This window comes from Streptomyces sp. LaPpAH-108 (assembly GCF_000373625.1).
In the GTDB taxonomy this organism is placed as follows: Bacteria; Actinomycetota; Actinomycetes; order Streptomycetales; family Streptomycetaceae; genus Streptomyces.
Genome location: NZ_KB891994.1, coordinates 368,215 through 384,291 on the forward strand (window position 1 = coordinate 368,215; position 16,077 = coordinate 384,291).

General features: G+C 72.3%; 9 protein-coding genes. 4 read left to right on the forward strand and 5 right to left on the reverse strand.

The genetic code is table 11. The features are described from left to right. Positions 1-602: 602 nt before the first annotated feature. Positions 603-1,085, forward strand: coding sequence for a DUF456 domain-containing protein (locus tag B079_RS0117340; protein ID WP_018547108.1), 483 nt, complete (start codon positions 603-605; stop codon positions 1,083-1,085). A 32-nt stretch (positions 1,086-1,117) separates the two neighbouring features. Here B079_RS0117340 and B079_RS0117345 read toward each other — a convergent pair whose 3' ends face one another. The 5 genes from B079_RS0117345 to B079_RS0117365 all read right to left on the reverse strand — a co-directional run bounded on the left by B079_RS0117345 (position 1,118) and on the right by B079_RS0117365 (position 8,429). Continuing rightward, a complete protein-coding gene (locus B079_RS0117345; protein WP_018547109.1) occupies positions 1,118-2,302 on the reverse strand; it encodes a GDSL-type esterase/lipase family protein in 1,185 nt (394 codons plus the stop codon). A 137-nt stretch (positions 2,303-2,439) separates the two neighbouring features. Next, complete coding sequence (locus B079_RS0117350; protein WP_018547110.1) at positions 2,440-3,813, reverse strand: bifunctional transcriptional activator/DNA repair enzyme AdaA; 1,374 nt, start codon at positions 3,811-3,813, stop codon at positions 2,440-2,442. A gap of 123 nt (positions 3,814-3,936) precedes the next feature. Continuing rightward, complete coding sequence (rsgA, locus tag B079_RS0117355; RefSeq protein ID WP_018547111.1) at positions 3,937-5,055, reverse strand: ribosome small subunit-dependent GTPase A; 1,119 nt, start codon at positions 5,053-5,055, stop codon at positions 3,937-3,939. Positions 5,056-5,344: 289 nt separating this feature from the next. Beyond that, positions 5,345-6,838, reverse strand: coding sequence for a cellulose-binding domain-containing protein (locus B079_RS0117360; RefSeq protein ID WP_018547112.1), 1,494 nt, complete (start codon positions 6,836-6,838; stop codon positions 5,345-5,347). A 271-nt stretch (positions 6,839-7,109) separates the two neighbouring features. Beyond that, positions 7,110-8,429, reverse strand: a complete 1,320-nt coding sequence (locus B079_RS0117365) for a radical SAM protein (RefSeq protein ID WP_018547113.1) — start codon at positions 8,427-8,429, stop codon at positions 7,110-7,112. Positions 8,430-8,632: 203 nt separating this feature from the next. Here B079_RS0117365 and B079_RS0117370 point away from each other — a divergent pair, with 203 nt between their 5' ends. The 3 genes from B079_RS0117370 to casA all read left to right on the forward strand — a co-directional run bounded on the left by B079_RS0117370 (position 8,633) and on the right by casA (position 15,893). Further along, positions 8,633-9,904, forward strand: coding sequence for a D-arabinono-1,4-lactone oxidase (locus B079_RS0117370; protein ID WP_018547114.1), 1,272 nt, complete (start codon positions 8,633-8,635; stop codon positions 9,902-9,904). Between the two features lie 53 nt (positions 9,905-9,957). Then, a complete protein-coding gene (locus tag B079_RS0117375) occupies positions 9,958-10,539 on the forward strand; it encodes a TetR/AcrR family transcriptional regulator (RefSeq protein WP_018547115.1) in 582 nt (193 codons plus the stop codon). 605 nt (positions 10,540-11,144) lie between these two features. Then, entirely contained in the window at positions 11,145-15,893 is a 4,749-nt protein-coding gene (gene casA / locus B079_RS32205) for a type I-E CRISPR-associated protein Cse1/CasA (protein WP_078495977.1), read from the forward strand. Positions 15,894-16,077: the final 184 nt, after the last annotated feature.

Consider the following 16,077-nt stretch of genomic DNA (forward strand, 5'->3'; position numbering starts at 1 on the left):
TCCAGGGCGGTGCCGCGTCGGTGGGCGGGGCGGGATCGGTGTCGGGGTCGGTGCGCTGACCGGGGATGGGGTCGAAGCGGGCCTCGGTGTCCGGAGCGATGCCAGGGTCGAAACCCTGACCCGCGTCGGGGACAGCGCGCCGATCAGCCTCGGGGCCGGGCCCCCGGTCCGCACCGGAGCCCTGGGCTCCCTCCGAGTCGGCCCGTTGCCCAGGTAACGACACCTGCGGCCGGTCCTCGCCACCAATCGCCGCCCCGTCCCCCGGCGGAGCCGACACCGTGTCCTTCGCCGAGGCGAAACGGTCGTCCAGGGAATCGGGCGCGGCCGTGGGGCCGGTGTCGTCGGCCGATTCGTCGTACAGCTGCCCCCACCAGTCGTCGTCACGACGGGCGGGCCTTCCCCCCTGCTGGCTCATGCCCTTGATTCTCACCGCAGCGGCGGTACGAAAACGGGGCATCGGAGAAATCCGGCGCTCCCACCCATCTCGAACGGCCTATCGAGTGAACGAGTGGACGGCAGTACGAAAATCTGCCCTCGGTGGTGGAGAGCCTGCTCCGCCGCCGTGACCTGCATTCCTCTCCCGACTCCGGCACCCTGGGCAGATGGGAGCGTGGGAACTCCTGCTGGTCGGTCTGGTCATCGCACTGGGCCTGTGCGGTGTGCTGGTGCCCGGCGTGCCGGGGTCGTGGCTGGTGTGGGCCGGGGTCCTGTGGTGGGCGCTGACCAGCCCGGGGGCGCTCGCGTGGGCCGTACTGGTCGGCGCCACCGTCGTCCTGCTGCTCGCGCAGGTGGTGCGCTGGGTCCTGCCCCCGCGCCGACTGCGCGAGAGCGGCGCCACCCCTCGTATGGCGGTGTACGCGGGCCTCGGCGGCGTACTCGGCTTCGTCCTGCTCCCCGTGGTGGGCGCCGTACCCGGCTTCATGGGCGGGATCTACCTGGGCGAACGGCTCCGGCTCGGCCGTCACGGCGAGGCGATGGCCGCGCTGCGCACGGCGATGCGCTCCGGCGGCTCCAGCGTCCTGGCGGAGTTCTTCGCCTGCCTGCTGATCGCGGGCGCGTGGCTGGGCGCGGTGCTGTGGAGCTGACGGCGCCCCGCCGACGGCCACGCCTCAGCCGCTCACCGCCCCAGCGCCTTCCCGACCACCGTCGCCACCGCGGCCATCCCGTCGTCGTCGAAGTGCAGATGGTCCCCGGGGTCGTACGTCGGCAGCAGCCGCTCCGGATCGGCCGGGTCGCGCAGCGCGGCGTCCGCGTCCGCCACCGCGTCGAAGACACCCCCGTCCCGGATGAACGCGTTCACCCGCTGCCGTACCCCCTCGCGCACCGCCGAGTACGCGGGATGACCCCGATACGGCGTCAGGGTCACCCCGACGACCCGGATGCCCCGGGCATGGGCGCGGGCGACGATCGTGCGGTATGCCTCCGCGTAGGCGTCGGGGTCGGTGGCCGTCGGGGTGCCGTTGAGGTCGTTGACGCCCTCGAAGAGGACGAGGATCCGGACCCCGGCGCGGTCGAGCGCGTCCGTGTCCAGGCGGGCGAGGGCGCTGGGTCCGGTGCCGTCGCGCAGCAGCCGGTTGCCGCCGATGCCCGCGTTGAGGACGCCGAGGCGGTGGCGGCGCAGCCGGTCGGCGAGCAGGTCGGGCCAGCGGTGGTTGGTGTCGGGGGTGGACCCGGTGCCGTCCGTCAGGGAGTCCCCCAGGGCGACGACACTGCCGGTGGCGGGGGCACGTACGTCGACGCCGGTGAGGTAGTACCACCGGCTGACGGCGGTCGCCGTGTACGCGGCGTCGTCCTCGTCGGCCGCGTGGCCCGCGCCGTCCCGGGCGACATAGCTGGTCTGCAGGGCGGTGCGGTGCTCGGTGGCCCGGCCGCAGTCCTCGGGGACGAACACGGTGACCAGCAGGTCGGCGGCGGCTCGTACGGTCAGCCGCACCGGGTCGCTGAGCAGGTCCCGGCCGGTCGGCACGACGGCGGTACGGCCGCCCCGGAACGTCACGGTCCGCATGCTCCCCGCCACGGCCCCGGCCCCGCTCCCCCGCCGCAGCGCGACGGTGACCGCCCCGACCCGTAGGGGCAGGGCCCCGAACCGGTTGCCGATCCTGACCCGCACCGCGCTGCCGCCGACGCTGAGGTGGACGACGTTGCGTACGGCCGCCCCGGGCAGTCCCGCGGTCGTCCCGGAGGGTGCTGCCTCCCAACTCCCGGTCCAGGCATGCCCCGTGCGGTCGGGGGCGGCGGCCGTGGCCGTGCCCGGCACCAGGGCGACGAGTACCGCCGCGAGCCCCCGCACGACCTTGCTCACGCGTGCCCGCCCTTCGCCGCCGTACCGTCACGGCCGACCGTCCCACACGCGCGGCACGCCTGGTCGGCAGCGGCACCAGCGGCCCACCCGCTCGGCTCAACCCCCGTTCGGCCGGGCGGAGATGGGTACGGCCGCGCTCAGCCCTCCCCCGCCACCCGCAGATGCTGGAGCGCGTACGTCCGCCACGGGCGCCAGGCCGCCGGAGCCGCGCTGCCGGGCGGGGCCACGTCGGGGTCGCCCAGGGCGCGGGCGCGCAGGGTGGTGACGGCGGCCGGGGTCAGGCCGGGGATGGTGAGCAGGGTGCGCTCGGCGTGGGCGCGGTCGGCGCCGGGGTCGAGGCGGAGGGTGCCGTCGGCCAGGGCGGTGGCGAGGGCGCCGAGCGGGCCGGGGGCGCCCGCGAGGGAGGCGGGGTCGGGGAAGAGGTGGGTCAGGGTGCCGCTGGGGGCGTCCAGGGTCTTGCCGTGGCGGCGCACCAGGTCGGCCACGGCCTCCGGCGGTCCGGCGAGGGCGCGGGCGGCGGCTTCCAGCGGGTCCACGGTGCCGGGGACGCGCAGGCCGGGGCGGGCGGCGACCAGCGGGGCGAGGCGGGGGTCGGCGGCGAGGCGTTCGTCGACGGCGTACGGGTCGGCGTCGAGATCGAGGAGGCGGCGCAGCCGGTGCACGGCGGTGGTCAGGTCGCGGGGGTCGGTGAGGTGCACGCGCGCGTCGAGCCAGCCACCGGGGTGCGTGCCGCCGCCCGCCGGCTGTCTGCGGCCACGCTCGCGCACGGCGGCCACACCGGTGCCGTACGGCAGCCGCAGGGTGCGCCGGTAGACCCGGTCGCCCGGGGTGCCCTCGACCTCCTCGACGCCGGGCACGGCCTCGCGCGCGAGCTGGTCGAAGACCGGGCCGTACCCGTAGGGGCCCCGGTGGGCCAGGCGCAGCGGGATACCGGTGCCGGGGGCGGCGCGGCGGGCGGGAGCGGCGTCCCGTACCTGGGTCGGGGTGCGGGCGTAGACCTCGCGGACCGTGTCGTTGAACTGGCGCACGCTGCTGAAACCGGCGGCGAAGGCGATCTCGGTGACCGGCAGGGAGGTGGTCTGGAGCAGGACCCGCGCGGTGTGCGCGCGCTGGGCGCGGGCGAGGGCCACGGGTCCGGCGCCGAGTTCGGCGGTGAGCTGGCGCTGCACCTGGCGGGTGCTGTAGCCGAGCCGGGCCGCGAGGCCGGTGACGCCCTCGCGGTCCACGACTCCGTCGGCGATCAGCCGCATGGCCCGCCCTGCCACGTCCGCCCGCGCGTCCCACTCGGCCGACCCGGGCACGGCGTCGGGACGGCAGCGGCGGCAGGCCCGGAAGCCCGAGCCCTGCGCGGCGGCGGCCGTGGCGAAGAACCGCACGTTCTCCCGTTTCGGGGTCACGGCGGGGCAGCTCGGGCGGCAGTAGATCCCGGTGGTCCGCACGGCGAAGAAGAACACCCCGTCGAACCGGCCGTCCCGGCCCCGCACCGCCTCGTACCTGCTGTCCTGGTCCATCACGCTTCCAGTGTGGGGCGGGGGGAGGGGGCGGGGCCAGCGGAAATCGGACATGGGGATGGGGCCCTTAGGGGGCGACCCCGAAGGGCCCTCCCCCTAGGGCCCTAGGGGGGCTCCCCCGCCCTACGACCACCGCCCCCGCTTGGCCTGTGCGGCGGCCCGTCCCTCCGCGCCCTTCCGCTTCCAGTCCCGCTTGATCTCGGCGCGGAGCCGGGCGTCCGTCTTGGCGACGATCCGCTGGTTCTCGCGGATCAGCTTGCGGTAGCTGTCGAGCCGGCGGTGGGGCAGCTCGCCGCTGTCCACGGCGGAGCGCACCGCGCAACCGGGTTCGGTGTCATGGGCACAGTCGGGGAAGCGGCAGCGGCGGGCCAGTTCCTCGACGTCGGAGAAGACCTGGCCGACCCCGCTGCTCGCGTCGAAGAGGCCGACACCGCGCAGCCCCGGCGTGTCGATGAGGACACCGCCGCCGGGCAGCGGCAGCAGGTTCCGGGTGGTCGTGGTGTGGCGCCCCTTGCCGTCCACGTCCCGGGCGGCCCGTACGTCCATGACGTCCTCGCCGACGAGGGCGTTGGCCAGCGTGGACTTGCCCGCGCCGGACTGGCCGAGCAGGACGGCGGTGCCGGAGCCGACGAGGGCGCGGAGCACGTCGAGCCCGTCGTCGTACAGCGCGCTGACGGTGAGCACGGGCACCCCGGGCGCGGTCGTCTCCACGTCCTGGACGAGGTGCGCGAGCGTCACCGGGTCGGGGACGAGGTCGGCCTTGGTGAGGACGGCCACGGGCTGCGCCCCGGACTCCCAGGCGAGGGCGAGGAAGCGTTCGACGCGGCCGAGGTCGAGTTCGACGGCGAGGGACAGGGCGATGACGGCGTGGTCCACGTTGGCGGCGAGGATCTGCCCGTCGGACCGCTTGGAGGAGGTGGAGCGGACGAAGGCGGTACGGCGGGGCAGCAGCGCCCTGACGTAGCGGGGCGCACCGCCGGGGTCCACGGCGGCCCAGTCGCCGGTGCACACGATCCGCAGGGGGTCGTGGGGCGTGACGAACGCGGTGTCGGCCCGGACGACCCCGCCGGGCAGCAGCACATCGCACTGCCCCCGGTCGACCCGGACCACCCGGCCCGGCAGCAGCCCGCGCTCGGCGTACGGCGCGAACTCAGCCTGCCACTCGGCGTCCCAGCCGTACGGGGCGAGCGGGTGCGCGGAGGAAGTGGAAGCGGAGGTGGAGGAACCATCGAGGAAGTTCAAAGGAAACCCTTCAAGGGGCGGCCCCGGCCGGTCGCGCGTCAGCGCGGGTGAGTGACCCTGTCGCAGGGAGAGTTCAGCCGGAGACCACGGAGGTGGCACGAACGGTCTGCTGAGCGCGGGCAGCGCTCGTCACGAAGACGGTCATCGGGCTCACCTCTCATTCCTCGATCGCGGTCGACCGCGACGGCGAAGGGCCACCGCGGGAAGCGTCGTCAGCCTAGAAGCACGGGTGCCGGGGCGCCACTGATTTATCGCGCCCACCGCGAGGCGGCAGTGACCTGACGCTTCATCACTTCACGTCGCAACGATCTCCGTTGAGGGTGAAGCCGCGCGGGTCGTCGTTCGCCCCCTCGTGCGTGCCGACGAATCCGAACGCGAACGACCCGTGTGCCGCGACGGACTTGTTGTAGCTCTTGGCGGAGGCGGTGACCTGGGAGCCGGACTGGTGCGGGGTGGCGTCCCAGGTCTGGCCGATGCGCTGGCCGTCGTCGAAGGTCCAGGCGAGCTGCCAGTCGGTGAGGGCGTCGTCGGTGGTGACGGTGAGGGTGGCCTGGAAGCCGTTGCTCCACTCGTCGTCCAGGTGGTAGGCGACGTGGCAGGTGGGGGTGTGGGAGGCGGCGTCGGTCGGGCCCGGGGCGGGAGCGGAGACGGTGGCGGAGGCGCTGTCCCGGTGCTTCGGAGTGGGGCTGGCACGCCTGGTGCGGGTCTTCGGGTCGCTCGGGGTCGGGCTGACCGGGACCGTGCGGGTGGTGGCCGGGGCGGCCGAGCGGGAGGGGGCGTGGCTGGAGGCTTCGGCGCTGGGGGCGGCGACCGGGTGCTGGTCGTCGTGGGCGGCGGCCTCGTCGCCGTCCGAGGTGCCGAACGGCATCAGCGAGGCGCCGAGCGCGACGACGGAGATCAGCCCGGCGGCGGCGAGCAGTCCGCCGCGCACCACCCGGCTGCGGGAGGTGTCCCGGTCGGGGTCGCCGGGCCCGGTACGCCCCGGTACGCCCGCGCCGAGGCGGACCTCGGCGGCCCGGCGGCGGCGCTCCAGATAGGCGAGTCCGCCCCAGCCGACGACGCCCGCCGCCAGGGCCGCGGGCAGGGCGCCGCCCGTCAGGCGCAGACAGGCGGCGGCCTCGGCGCAGGGCACGCAGGTGGCGAGGTGGCGGGAGAGGTCGTCGGGCTCCTCGGCGCCGGGCGAACGGGTGACCGCGTCGAGCAGCCGGGCATAGCTGCGGCACTCGGCGTCCAGCGGGGTGTCCCGGTGGGCGCGGTGGCAGCGGTCGCGGAACAGCACGCGTACCTGGTCGAGTTCGGGGCCCACGGTCTGCGGGTCGAGCCCCAGGCGACGGGCGACGACGCTCAGCGGCAGCGCCTCCACCTCGGCGAGCCAGAGCAGGGTGGCGTCCGCCTCGGGCATGTCCCTGAGGCCGCGCAGTGCGATGGGCCGGGTGAGGGGCGGACCCGAATAGCGGGCCGCCGCGTCGGAGTTGAGCCACAGCCTGAGGCCGGGGTCCAGCCCCTGCCCCTTCCCCGCGTTCTCCCACTCGGCGGCCGTCTCGCGTACGGCGGTGAGGAGTTCGGGCACGACCGGCAGCCGTGCGGGGCGACGGCCCGGGCCGCGTACGGCCGTTCCCTCGGCGCGCAGGCGGCGCACACCCAGCGTGAAGGCCTCGTCGGCCAGTTGACGTGCCGTCATGGAGCCGGAGGTGCACAGGTCCGCGTACGACAGGACCGCGTCCCAGCATGCGGAGAACAGCGCGGTCTCGTCGGCGTCCTGAGGGGTCGGCAGGTCGGACAATCGAACTCCCGCGTCCACGAACGAGGTCAACTCACCACAGAGGCGATGGAGTTGGCGATACCCCGCGGCGGCAGGAGCTTTTCACGCCGCTGCGGCGGCTGACAAGCGGACCGTGCGGATCCGGTGAGCCTCCGGTCGCTCGGTGTGACCGCGTGCGCCACTCCTTCGGAGGATACGGGCAGGGGCGCCCGCGTGTTCAACGCGAGCGCCCCTCGTTTCCTTCGACCGGGCTCCGCCTGTTCGACCGGACTCTCGTCGAGTCGGCCGGCCGTCAGATCTCCACCGACTCCTGCGCGGGCAGGCTGTCCATGAAGGAGCTGACGGAGAACACCGCGTTGCCCGGGCCGGGCGGGCCGTAGCCGGGCGGGGAGGAGAGGCCGAAGTCGTCCATGGTGTTGCGGTACGCCTCGAGGAGGCGGATGTGGTACTCCAGCGGGGCGCCCTGCGGGTTGGCCTTGCCGAGCGGGGTGGTGGGCTCGGGGCACCAGGTGGTGAAGCGGGGCGTGATGCCGTGCGACATGAAGAAGCGCAGGCCCTCGGTGGTGGAGGCGATGGCCTCGTCGACGCTGGTGAAGCCGAAGGGCTCGGCCATCTCCACGCCCGCCACGAAGTTGGGGATCACGTTGCGCGCGCCGAACACGTCGGCGGAGTCCAGGATGCGCTTGTGCCACTCGTCCCGGCCGACGTACCGCTCCTTGCCGGGGCAGTACATCTTGAACAGATACTCGTCCCACACCTCGAAGTTGGGGTGGTAGATCTGCACGCCGTAGTCCTTGAAGCGCTGGACGTCCGGCTTGGGCAGCGCCTGGGCGACGACCTTGCCGATCCAGCGGCCCGGGAAGTGCTCCTCGATGGCCTTGGCGTACCGCCCGTAGAAGTCGGCCTCGTCCAGCCCCTGGACCTTCGTCGTGATCGCGCCGCCCGTGAGCGTGTACGCGGTAGAGATCTTGGCGGTGTCGTACTTGTCGATGATCTCCAGCGCCTCGAGGACCTCGTCGACGTCCTTCACGCCCGTGTACGGCCGTCCCGCCGCCTTGTGCTGGCGCCAGTTGTGGTTGATGTCGCAGTACTGGCATTCCTCCTTGGCGCCGAAGTACTGGCAGACCCGGAACGCGGTCAGATAGATCAGGTAGCCCCACTGGATGGTCGGGGCCACCTCCATGACCGACTTCCCGTTGGAGAGCTTGTGCCGGTAGTACTCCGGCATCGGCGGCACACCGACGTCGGAGATCCGCTTGCCGTCCAGGTAGAGGCCGAGCTGGCCGTGCTCGTCGGCGGCGACCCGGTAGGGGGAGGCGGGGTTCACCCGTACGGAGACCACCGTACGGCGCAGGTCGTACGGCCCGCCGGTGAGGATGATCTCCTCCGGGGGCCTGCGCAGGGCGGCCTCGCCCAGCTCGGGCAGGGTGCCGTGGTCGAAGGAGAAGATGAAGTACGACTTCGGCTTGACCTCGCCGTCCTCGTTGTCGCTGAGGGCCGAGGCATCGAAGGCGACTCCGCCCCGGAGCAGGTCCTCCTTGAAGACGGCTTCCCGCGGCACATGCGGGAACCGCTCCATCAGATCCTCGACCAGCGCGGTGCGGCTGCCCATCCCTGTCTCCTCCCGGCTCACGCGTTCACCCCTCACCGTATGCCCCCGTCCCCGGTGGGGACGTCCCGGGGGCGGCTCGGCGCGTGGCGTTTTCGCCGGCACGGCGCCCCTGACGTGCGGTGTGCCGTCCCTTGAGTGATCTTCCCCAGGGGGCTTCGGGGTGAGAAGGTCGGCGCGGACGGCACTCTCGGGGAGGGACGACGATGACGGAGACGGCGCGCACGGCCGGGCGGCAGGCGGTCACCAACTGGGCCCGCAACATCACCTACACGGCGCAGGAGTTCCACCGCCCGGAGTCGGTGGCGGCGCTGCGGTCCCTGGTGGCCGCCGCCGCGCGGATACGGGTGCTGGGCAGCGGCCACTCGTTCAACACGGTCGCGGACCCCGGCGGCGAGGGCGTCCTCGTCTCGCTGGCCGCGCTTCCCCCGGCCGTCGACGTGGACACCGGGGCCCGTACGGTCCGGGTCTCGGGCGGCGTCCGGTACGCCGAACTGGCCCGCGCGGTCCACGCCCAGGGGCTCGCGCTCGCCAACATGGCCTCGCTGCCGCACATTTCGGTGGCGGGCTCGGTGGCGACCGGCACCCACGGCTCGGGGATCGGCAACGCCCCGCTCGCGTCGGCGGTCCAGGCGGTGGAGCTGCTGACGGCGGACGGTTCGACGGTGGAACTCGCGCGTGGGGACGCCGGGTTCGACGGCGCGGTCACCTCGCTCGGCGCGCTCGGTGTGGTCACCGCGCTCACCCTGGACCTGGAACCGGCGTACGAGGTCGAGCAGTACGTCTTCACCGAACTGCCGCTCGACGGGCTGGACTTCGAGGCGGTGGCCGGATCGACGTACAGCGTCAGCCTGTTCACCGACTGGCGTGCGCCGGGCTTCCGTACGGTGTGGGTGAAGCGGCGCACCGACCAGGCGCCGGTGGACTTCCCGTGGGCGGCGCCCGCGACCGAGGCGCACCATCCGGTGCCGGGGATGCCCGCCGTCAACTGCACGGAGCAGTTCGGGGTGCCGGGTCCGTGGCACGAGCGACTGCCGCATTTCCGGGCCGAGTTCACGCCGAGCAGCGGCGCGGAGTACCAGTCGGAGTATCTGCTGCCGAGGGCCGCCGCGCCGGACGCGCTGCGCGCGCTGGAGGCCGTCCGCGCGGAGATCTCCGGGCCGTTGCTGACCTGCGAGGTCCGCACGATCGCCGCCGACACGCAGTGGCTGAGCCCAGCCTACGGCCGCGACTCGGCGGCCGTGCACTTCACCTGGGCCGACGACCTGCCGGCCGTACTGCCTGCCGTCCGCGCGGTGGAGACGGCCCTGGACCCGTTCGCGCCGCGCCCGCACTGGGGGAAGGTGTTCCGGACTCCCCCTTCCGTGCTCCGCGAGCGGTATCCGCGCCTGGCCGATTTCCGGGCGCTGGCGCGGGAGTTGGACCCGGCGGGCAAGTTCACGAACGCGTTCGTGCGGGAGGCGCTGGAGCTGCCGTAGCAATTTCCTAGATACCCTAGGATTCCACCGAGGAATCCTAGGGAGGTGGGCCGATGGCCCGTGCGGGGATCACCGTGGACCGGCTGGTCACGGCCGCCGCCGAACTCGCGGACGAGTCCGGCTTCGAGAACGTCACGCTGTCCGCGCTCGCGCGGCGCTTCGGCGTGAAGGACGCGAGCCTCTACTCACACGTCCGCAACCTGCACGACCTGCGCACCCGGCTCGCCCTGTTCGCGGGCGGCGAGCTGATCGACCGCATCGCGGCGGCGGTGGCCGGACGCGCGGGCCGCGACGCGCTCACCGCCTTCGCGGGCGCCTACCGCTCCTACGCGCTCGACCACCCCGGCCGCTACGCCGCCACCCAGATCCGGATCGCCCCGTCCCTGATCGCCGACTCCCCCGCGCTGCGCCGCACCGCCGAGATCACCTACGGGATGCTCCGCGCCTACGACCTGACGGAACCCGACCTCACCGACGCGGTCCGCCTCCTGCGCAGCACCTTCCACGGCTACTGCGTCCTGGAGTCGGCGGGCGCCTTCGGCGCGGACCGGGACGTCACGGCGTCGTGGGACAAGGGGGTGGAGGCGCTGGATCGGGCGCTGACGCACTGGCCGAGGGGGGCGGGCGATGCGTGAGGAGCGACTCGCCCGTACTGCTGGTGGCACGGGGCATCCCAGCAATTCGGGTCGCAAGTAGGATCGGCTTGAGACGAGGCCGAACCCCACGGCTTCGTGGTCCCTGCGTCATGTGGGGGTGGCCCCCGAGAACATGATTGGCGAGGCCAACTCTGGCCCCCGCGCATGCGGGGTGTAGTCCCCCCAGGCGGCGGACGCGGACGGCTTCAGCTGCGGTGCCTGCACTTCTTTGTCAACCGAGGCTACCGTCGTCGCGTGACGGGGCGACAAGCCTTAGCAGCCCCAACATGCATAGAAAAGGCCGGACTTGACCCCTCGACCATCGGTGGTGCGACGGTTCGAGAGGTCCGGCCTCCCATCTCCAAAACCTAGCGAGCCTTAGAGATAAGGGGATTGTACCCATGCATGCCTTAACGAGTCCGGGTCCGGCCGATGGCCCTCCCTGGGGCCTCATCATCGCGATGATCGGCGCCTCCCCCGACCGCCCCTGGGTTTGGGCGCTGCTCTGGCGCAAGCGCTGACGCCTCCGGGGGTGGGGCTCGTGGCCCCACCCCCGGTTCGTCCTGCTTCTTCATCTGCCACTCGCAGCCTCCGGAGGAAACGACATGGCGGCGAACCCGAAGATTCCCGGTTCAACTCTCCCTGGGGGTATCCCGGCGCCCCTGTCGGAACCGGCCAGATCCGCATGGGCCAAGCACGATCGCGACAGCGACGGCTCGCTGCCCCTCTGGCGGCACATGGCGGACAGCGGCGCGGTCGCCGGAAAACTGTGGGAGGAGTGGCTTCCCGCATCCGTGAAAACGCTTGTGGCGGAGCCGCTGCCAGGAGGGCAGGAAGACGCCGAGCGGCTGGTCCGATTCCTCGCCGCGTCGCACGACATAGGTAAGTGCACACCCGCATTCGCTTGCCAGGTCGAACAACTGGCCGGTCGGATGCGGGACCGCGGCCTGGAAATGCGCACGGCCAAGGAATACGGCCAGGACCGCCGGTTGGCTCCGCACGGGCTGGCAGGGCAGATCCTGCTTCAGGAGTGGATGCGGGAGCGCTTCGGCCTGGGAGCCCGCGCGGCAGGGCAGTTGGCGGTGGTCGCCGGTGGCCACCATGGAGTGCCGCCGGAGAGCGGGCAGATACACGCTCTGCAGCTCCGTCCTCACCTGACGCGGCACCCCGGTCCGAGCGAGGAGGTCTGGCGCAGCACACAGTTCGAGCTGCTGGACTGGTGTGCCGACCTCACGGGTGTGGCCCCGCTGCTGTCCTCGTGGAAGGACATCCGCCTGCCGCAACCCGTACAGGTGCTGCTGACGGCGGTGGTGATCCTCGCGGACTGGATCGCGAGCGCCCCGGAGTTGTTCCCGTACGCGCCGGAGTCGTGGCAGCCCGTGGGACCGGAAGGTGAGGCACGAAGGCTCCGGGCGGCCTGGGAAGGGCTGGATCTCACTGAGCCGTGGCGGCCCGCGGTCCCGAGCGGATCGGCGCAAGAGTTGTTCGCGGAGCGCTTTCCGCATCTGGGAAACGCCGGTCTGCGCCCCGTACAAGCCGAAGCGGTCCGGCTGGCCAAGGAGATGAACTCCGGTGGCCTATTGATCATCGAGGCACCGATGGGAGAGGGGAAGACGGAGGCCGCGCTGGCGGCGGCCGAGGTGTTGGCTGCGCGGTCCGGAGCCGGGGGGCTGTTGCTCGCGCTCCCGACAAGGGCCACCGGCGACGCGATGTTCGGGCGGCTGCTGTCCTGGCTGGAGGCGCTGCCGTCGGACGGCGCGCGGGCGTGGTCGGTTGTGCTGGCACATGCGAAAGCGGCGCTCCAGAGCGAGTGGGCCGGGTTGCTCCGTGCCGGGAACCGTGCGATCACGGCGGTGGATCCGGACGGTGACGGGAGTGTCGGTCTACGAGGCGGTATGCATCCTTCCGGCCTGCACGCCCACCAGTGGCTGCGCGGACGGAAGAAGCAACTGCTCGCCTCCTTCGCCGTCGGAACCGTGGATCAGGTGCTGTTCGCGGCGCTGAAGAGCCGGCACCTGGCTCTGCGGCACCTCGCGGTGGCGGGGAAGGTCGTGGTGATCGATGAGGTGCACGCATACGACGCGTACATGAACCGGTATCTCGACCGGACGCTGGAGTGGCTGGCCGCCTACCGCGTGCCGGTGGTGCTGCTGTCCGCCACATTGCCCGCGGAGCGCAGGCGTGCCCTCGCCGCCGCTTACGCGGGCGCTGAAGGGGCCGCAGGTGTGGAGACGGCGAGCGACGCGTATCCGCTTCTCACCGCCGTCTCCCCGGGAAGTGAAGCGCGGAGCGCACGCCCGGCGGCGGCCTCGGGGCGGGGCGCGCAGGTCGTGGTGGAACGGCTGGACGACGACCCGGTGTTGCTGGCCGACCGGTTGGAGGAGGAACTGGGGGACGGCGGTTGCGCGCTCGTCGTGCGGAACACGGTGGCACGGGTGCTCGAGGCCGCCGACGTACTGAGGGAGCGGCTGGGGGACGACCACGTCACCGTCGTGCATTCGCGGTTCCTGGCGGCCGACCGGGCGGCCAACGACGCCCGGCTGCTGGGTCGTTACGGACCCGGGGGCACCCGGCCCGAGCGGCATGTGGTCGTGGCGAGCCAGGTGGTGGAGCAGTCGCTGGACGTGAGTTTCGACCTGATGGTGACCGATCTCGCGCCCATCGACCTCGTGCTTCAGCGCATGGGGCGGCTGCACCGGCATCCCGCGCGCAGACCGCCGCGCCTGGCCACCCCCAGGTGTCTGATCACCGGTGTGTCCGACTGGGACGCGTCGCCGCCGACACCGGTGAAGGGGGCGCGAGCGGTGTACCAAGGGGACTGGACCCTCCTGCGCGCGCTCGCGGTGCTCGAGCCTCATCTGGACGGCATTCCCGTGAGGTTGCCGGAGGACATCAGTCCGTTGGTGCAGCGGGCCTATGGGGACGGTCCGGTCGGACCCACGGAGTGGACCGAGGAGTTGACGGCGGCCGAGGAGAAGCACCGCGCGCTGCTGGCGGCGAAGCGGCGCCGGGCGGACGGCTTCCTGCTGGGACCGGTACGGCCGGCGGGGAGGCCGGTCTACGGATGGCTGGAGGCGCACGCGGGGGACGCGGACGACAGCACGACGGGACGCGCCCAGGTCCGTGACTCCGAGGAGACGCTGGAGGTTCTTGTCATCCAGCGGACGGAGGACGGGCGTTTGACCACCGTGCCGTGGCTGGACGGCGGCAGGGGCGGGCTGGAACTGCCGACGGACTTCCCGCCGAACCGGCGGTTGGCGCAGGCGGTGGCCGCCAGTGCTCTGACGCTGCCGGGGCGCTTCAGTCATCCCGGCGTGATCGACCGCACCATTGCCGAGCTGGAGCGATTCAGGGTTCCGGCCTGGCAGGTGAAGGAGTGCCCGTGGCTGGCCGGTGAGCTGCTGCTGGTTCTCGACAGTCGTTGTCAGACCCCCCTGACAGACTACGAGTTGAGCTACAGCCGAGCCGAAGGGCTGCGGTTCGCCGAGCCCGGCATGCCTTCTGCCGGAGGGAGCGGGGCGGAAGGCAGGGGGGAGATCCGTGATGCGGTTGAAGCAGAGGGAGGGCCCTCGGACCCACCGAGGGATGCATCCGCTGCTCGGCACGTGGAGCCCGGGGCGAGGACCGACGAAGTGGGGGGTGAAATGGGAACAGTGAGCACCGCGGTCACTGGTTCCTCGGCGTTCAACCTGTCACAGGACGCGTGGCTGCCGGTGCAGCGGACCGACGGCACGGTGGTGGAGCTGTCACTGCGAGATGTCTTCACACACGCCGGTGAGCTGAGGCGGATCGTCGGAGACGTTCCCACCCAGGAGATCTCCCTGCTTCGGTTGCTCCTGGCCGTGCTGTACGACGCCCATGAGGGCCCTGGCGATCTCGACGACTGGGTGGACCTGTGGGAAGCCACCGACCCTTTCTCCCAGGCCGTGGAGTATCTGGACCGGCATGCCGAATGTTTTCGGCTCCTGGACGAGGAAAGGCCGTTCTTCCAGGTGGCCGGCCTCCGGACGGAGAAGGACGAAGTGGCTCCGCTGAGCCGGATCGTCGCCGACGTGCCGTCTGGCGCGCCACTCTTCTCGATGCGGCGGCCGGGAGTGGAACGGCTTTCCTTCGCGGAGGCGGCCCGATGGCTGGTGCACGTTCACGCGTTCGACGTGTCGGGCATCAAGTCCGCCATGCGTGAGGACACGCGGGCGAAGGCGGGCAAGGTGTACCCGCTCGGCGTCGGCTCCCTCGGGATGCTCGGAGGCGTGTACGCGGAGGGCGACACGCTGCGGGAAACGCTGCTGCTCAACCTCGTTCCGTTCGAGAACGCCTATGGAGGCAGTGGCTTCGCCGACGGGATCGAGGACGATCTGCCGGTCTGGCGTCGTGAGAAACCGTACGGGGCCGGCCCCCGCGACGTTCAGGGAGGCGGCCCCGAGCCGACGGGGCTGCGGGACCTCTATACCTGGCAGACCCGCCGGGTGAGACTGGTGGCGGACGGCGACAGCGTGACAGGTGTCGTACTCGGCTACGGCGATCCGCTCGTCCAGGAGTCGCCGTGGCTGCTGGAGCCGATGAGCGCCTGGCGCCGCAGCCCGGCGCAGGAGAAAAAGCGGCAGCGGCCTGTCTACTACACACCTCTGCGTCATGATCCACGCCGATCGGCCTGGCTGGGGCTGGAGGCATTGCTGGGCGCAAGAGCCGGTGCGGCAAGGAGGGGAGCATCCGACGAAGCTCCCGGGAAACTGCCGCCCGGGATCGTGCGGTGGCTCACCGAAGCGATCACCGAAGCCGAAGTGGCTCCAGGAAAGTTGGTGCGGCTGCGGACGGTCGGAATGGAGTACGGGACGCAGCAGTCGGTCATCGACGAGATCGTGGACGATTCCGTGGCGCTTCCCGTGGTCGCTCTCCACGCGCACAATCCGGTCTACGGGGAAGCGGCCGTAGACGCTGTGGACGACGCCGACGAAGCGGTGAGGGCGTTCGGGCAGCTCGCCGTGAACCTCACTCTCGCCGCCGGCGGCGACCGCACGGATTCTGCCGGCGAGACCGCCCGTGACCTCGGTTACGGCGCGCTGGACGGCCCGTACCGGACGTGGCTGCGTGAGTTGGCGCGGCTGCCCGACCTCATGACGGCCCGGCAGCAGTGGCGGGAGACCGTGCGTCGGCACATCCTGCGCCTGGCCCGGCAGGAGATCCGGTCCGCAGGGCCTGCTGCCGTCGAGGGACGGATGGTCGACCTGCCAGGCCGCGGCAGGACACTGCTGGACGCGGGGCGAGCAGAGCTCTGGTTCCTTTCCCGGCTGGAGAAGGTGTTGGGCTCAACGGCAACCGGCGGCCCGACGCAGGGTTCCCACAAACCGTCCTGAGCGGTCGGCTCCGGCTTGAACCACCGTTGTCGGGGGTGCCCCGGCGCACTGGTCGGGCCGGGGCGTGGCACCGCTTGGCGTTCTCGTTCCAGGAGAAGAATCCATGGCATCACGCACCACAGCTTCACCGCACATGCCCGGTCCGGACGGACGTCTCCCCCCGCTACCCGGACTGGCGGTCAGG

Excerpts from the sequence above, each read along its gene's own strand:
- B079_RS0117340 (WP_018547108.1), top strand. The coding sequence starts at position 603 with ATGGGAGCGTGGGAACTCCTGCTGGTCGGTCTGGTCATCGCACTGGGC.
- B079_RS0117350 (WP_018547110.1), bottom strand. The coding sequence starts at position 3,813 with ATGGACCAGGACAGCAGGTACGAGGCGGTGCGGGGCCGGGACGGCCGG.
- B079_RS0117365 (WP_018547113.1), bottom strand. The coding sequence starts at position 8,429 with ATGGGCAGCCGCACCGCGCTGGTCGAGGATCTGATGGAGCGGTTCCCG.
- B079_RS0117370 (WP_018547114.1), top strand. The coding sequence starts at position 8,633 with ATGACGGAGACGGCGCGCACGGCCGGGCGGCAGGCGGTCACCAACTGG.
- B079_RS0117375 (WP_018547115.1), top strand. The coding sequence starts at position 9,958 with ATGGCCCGTGCGGGGATCACCGTGGACCGGCTGGTCACGGCCGCCGCC.
- casA (WP_078495977.1), top strand. The coding sequence starts at position 11,145 with ATGGCGGCGAACCCGAAGATTCCCGGTTCAACTCTCCCTGGGGGTATC.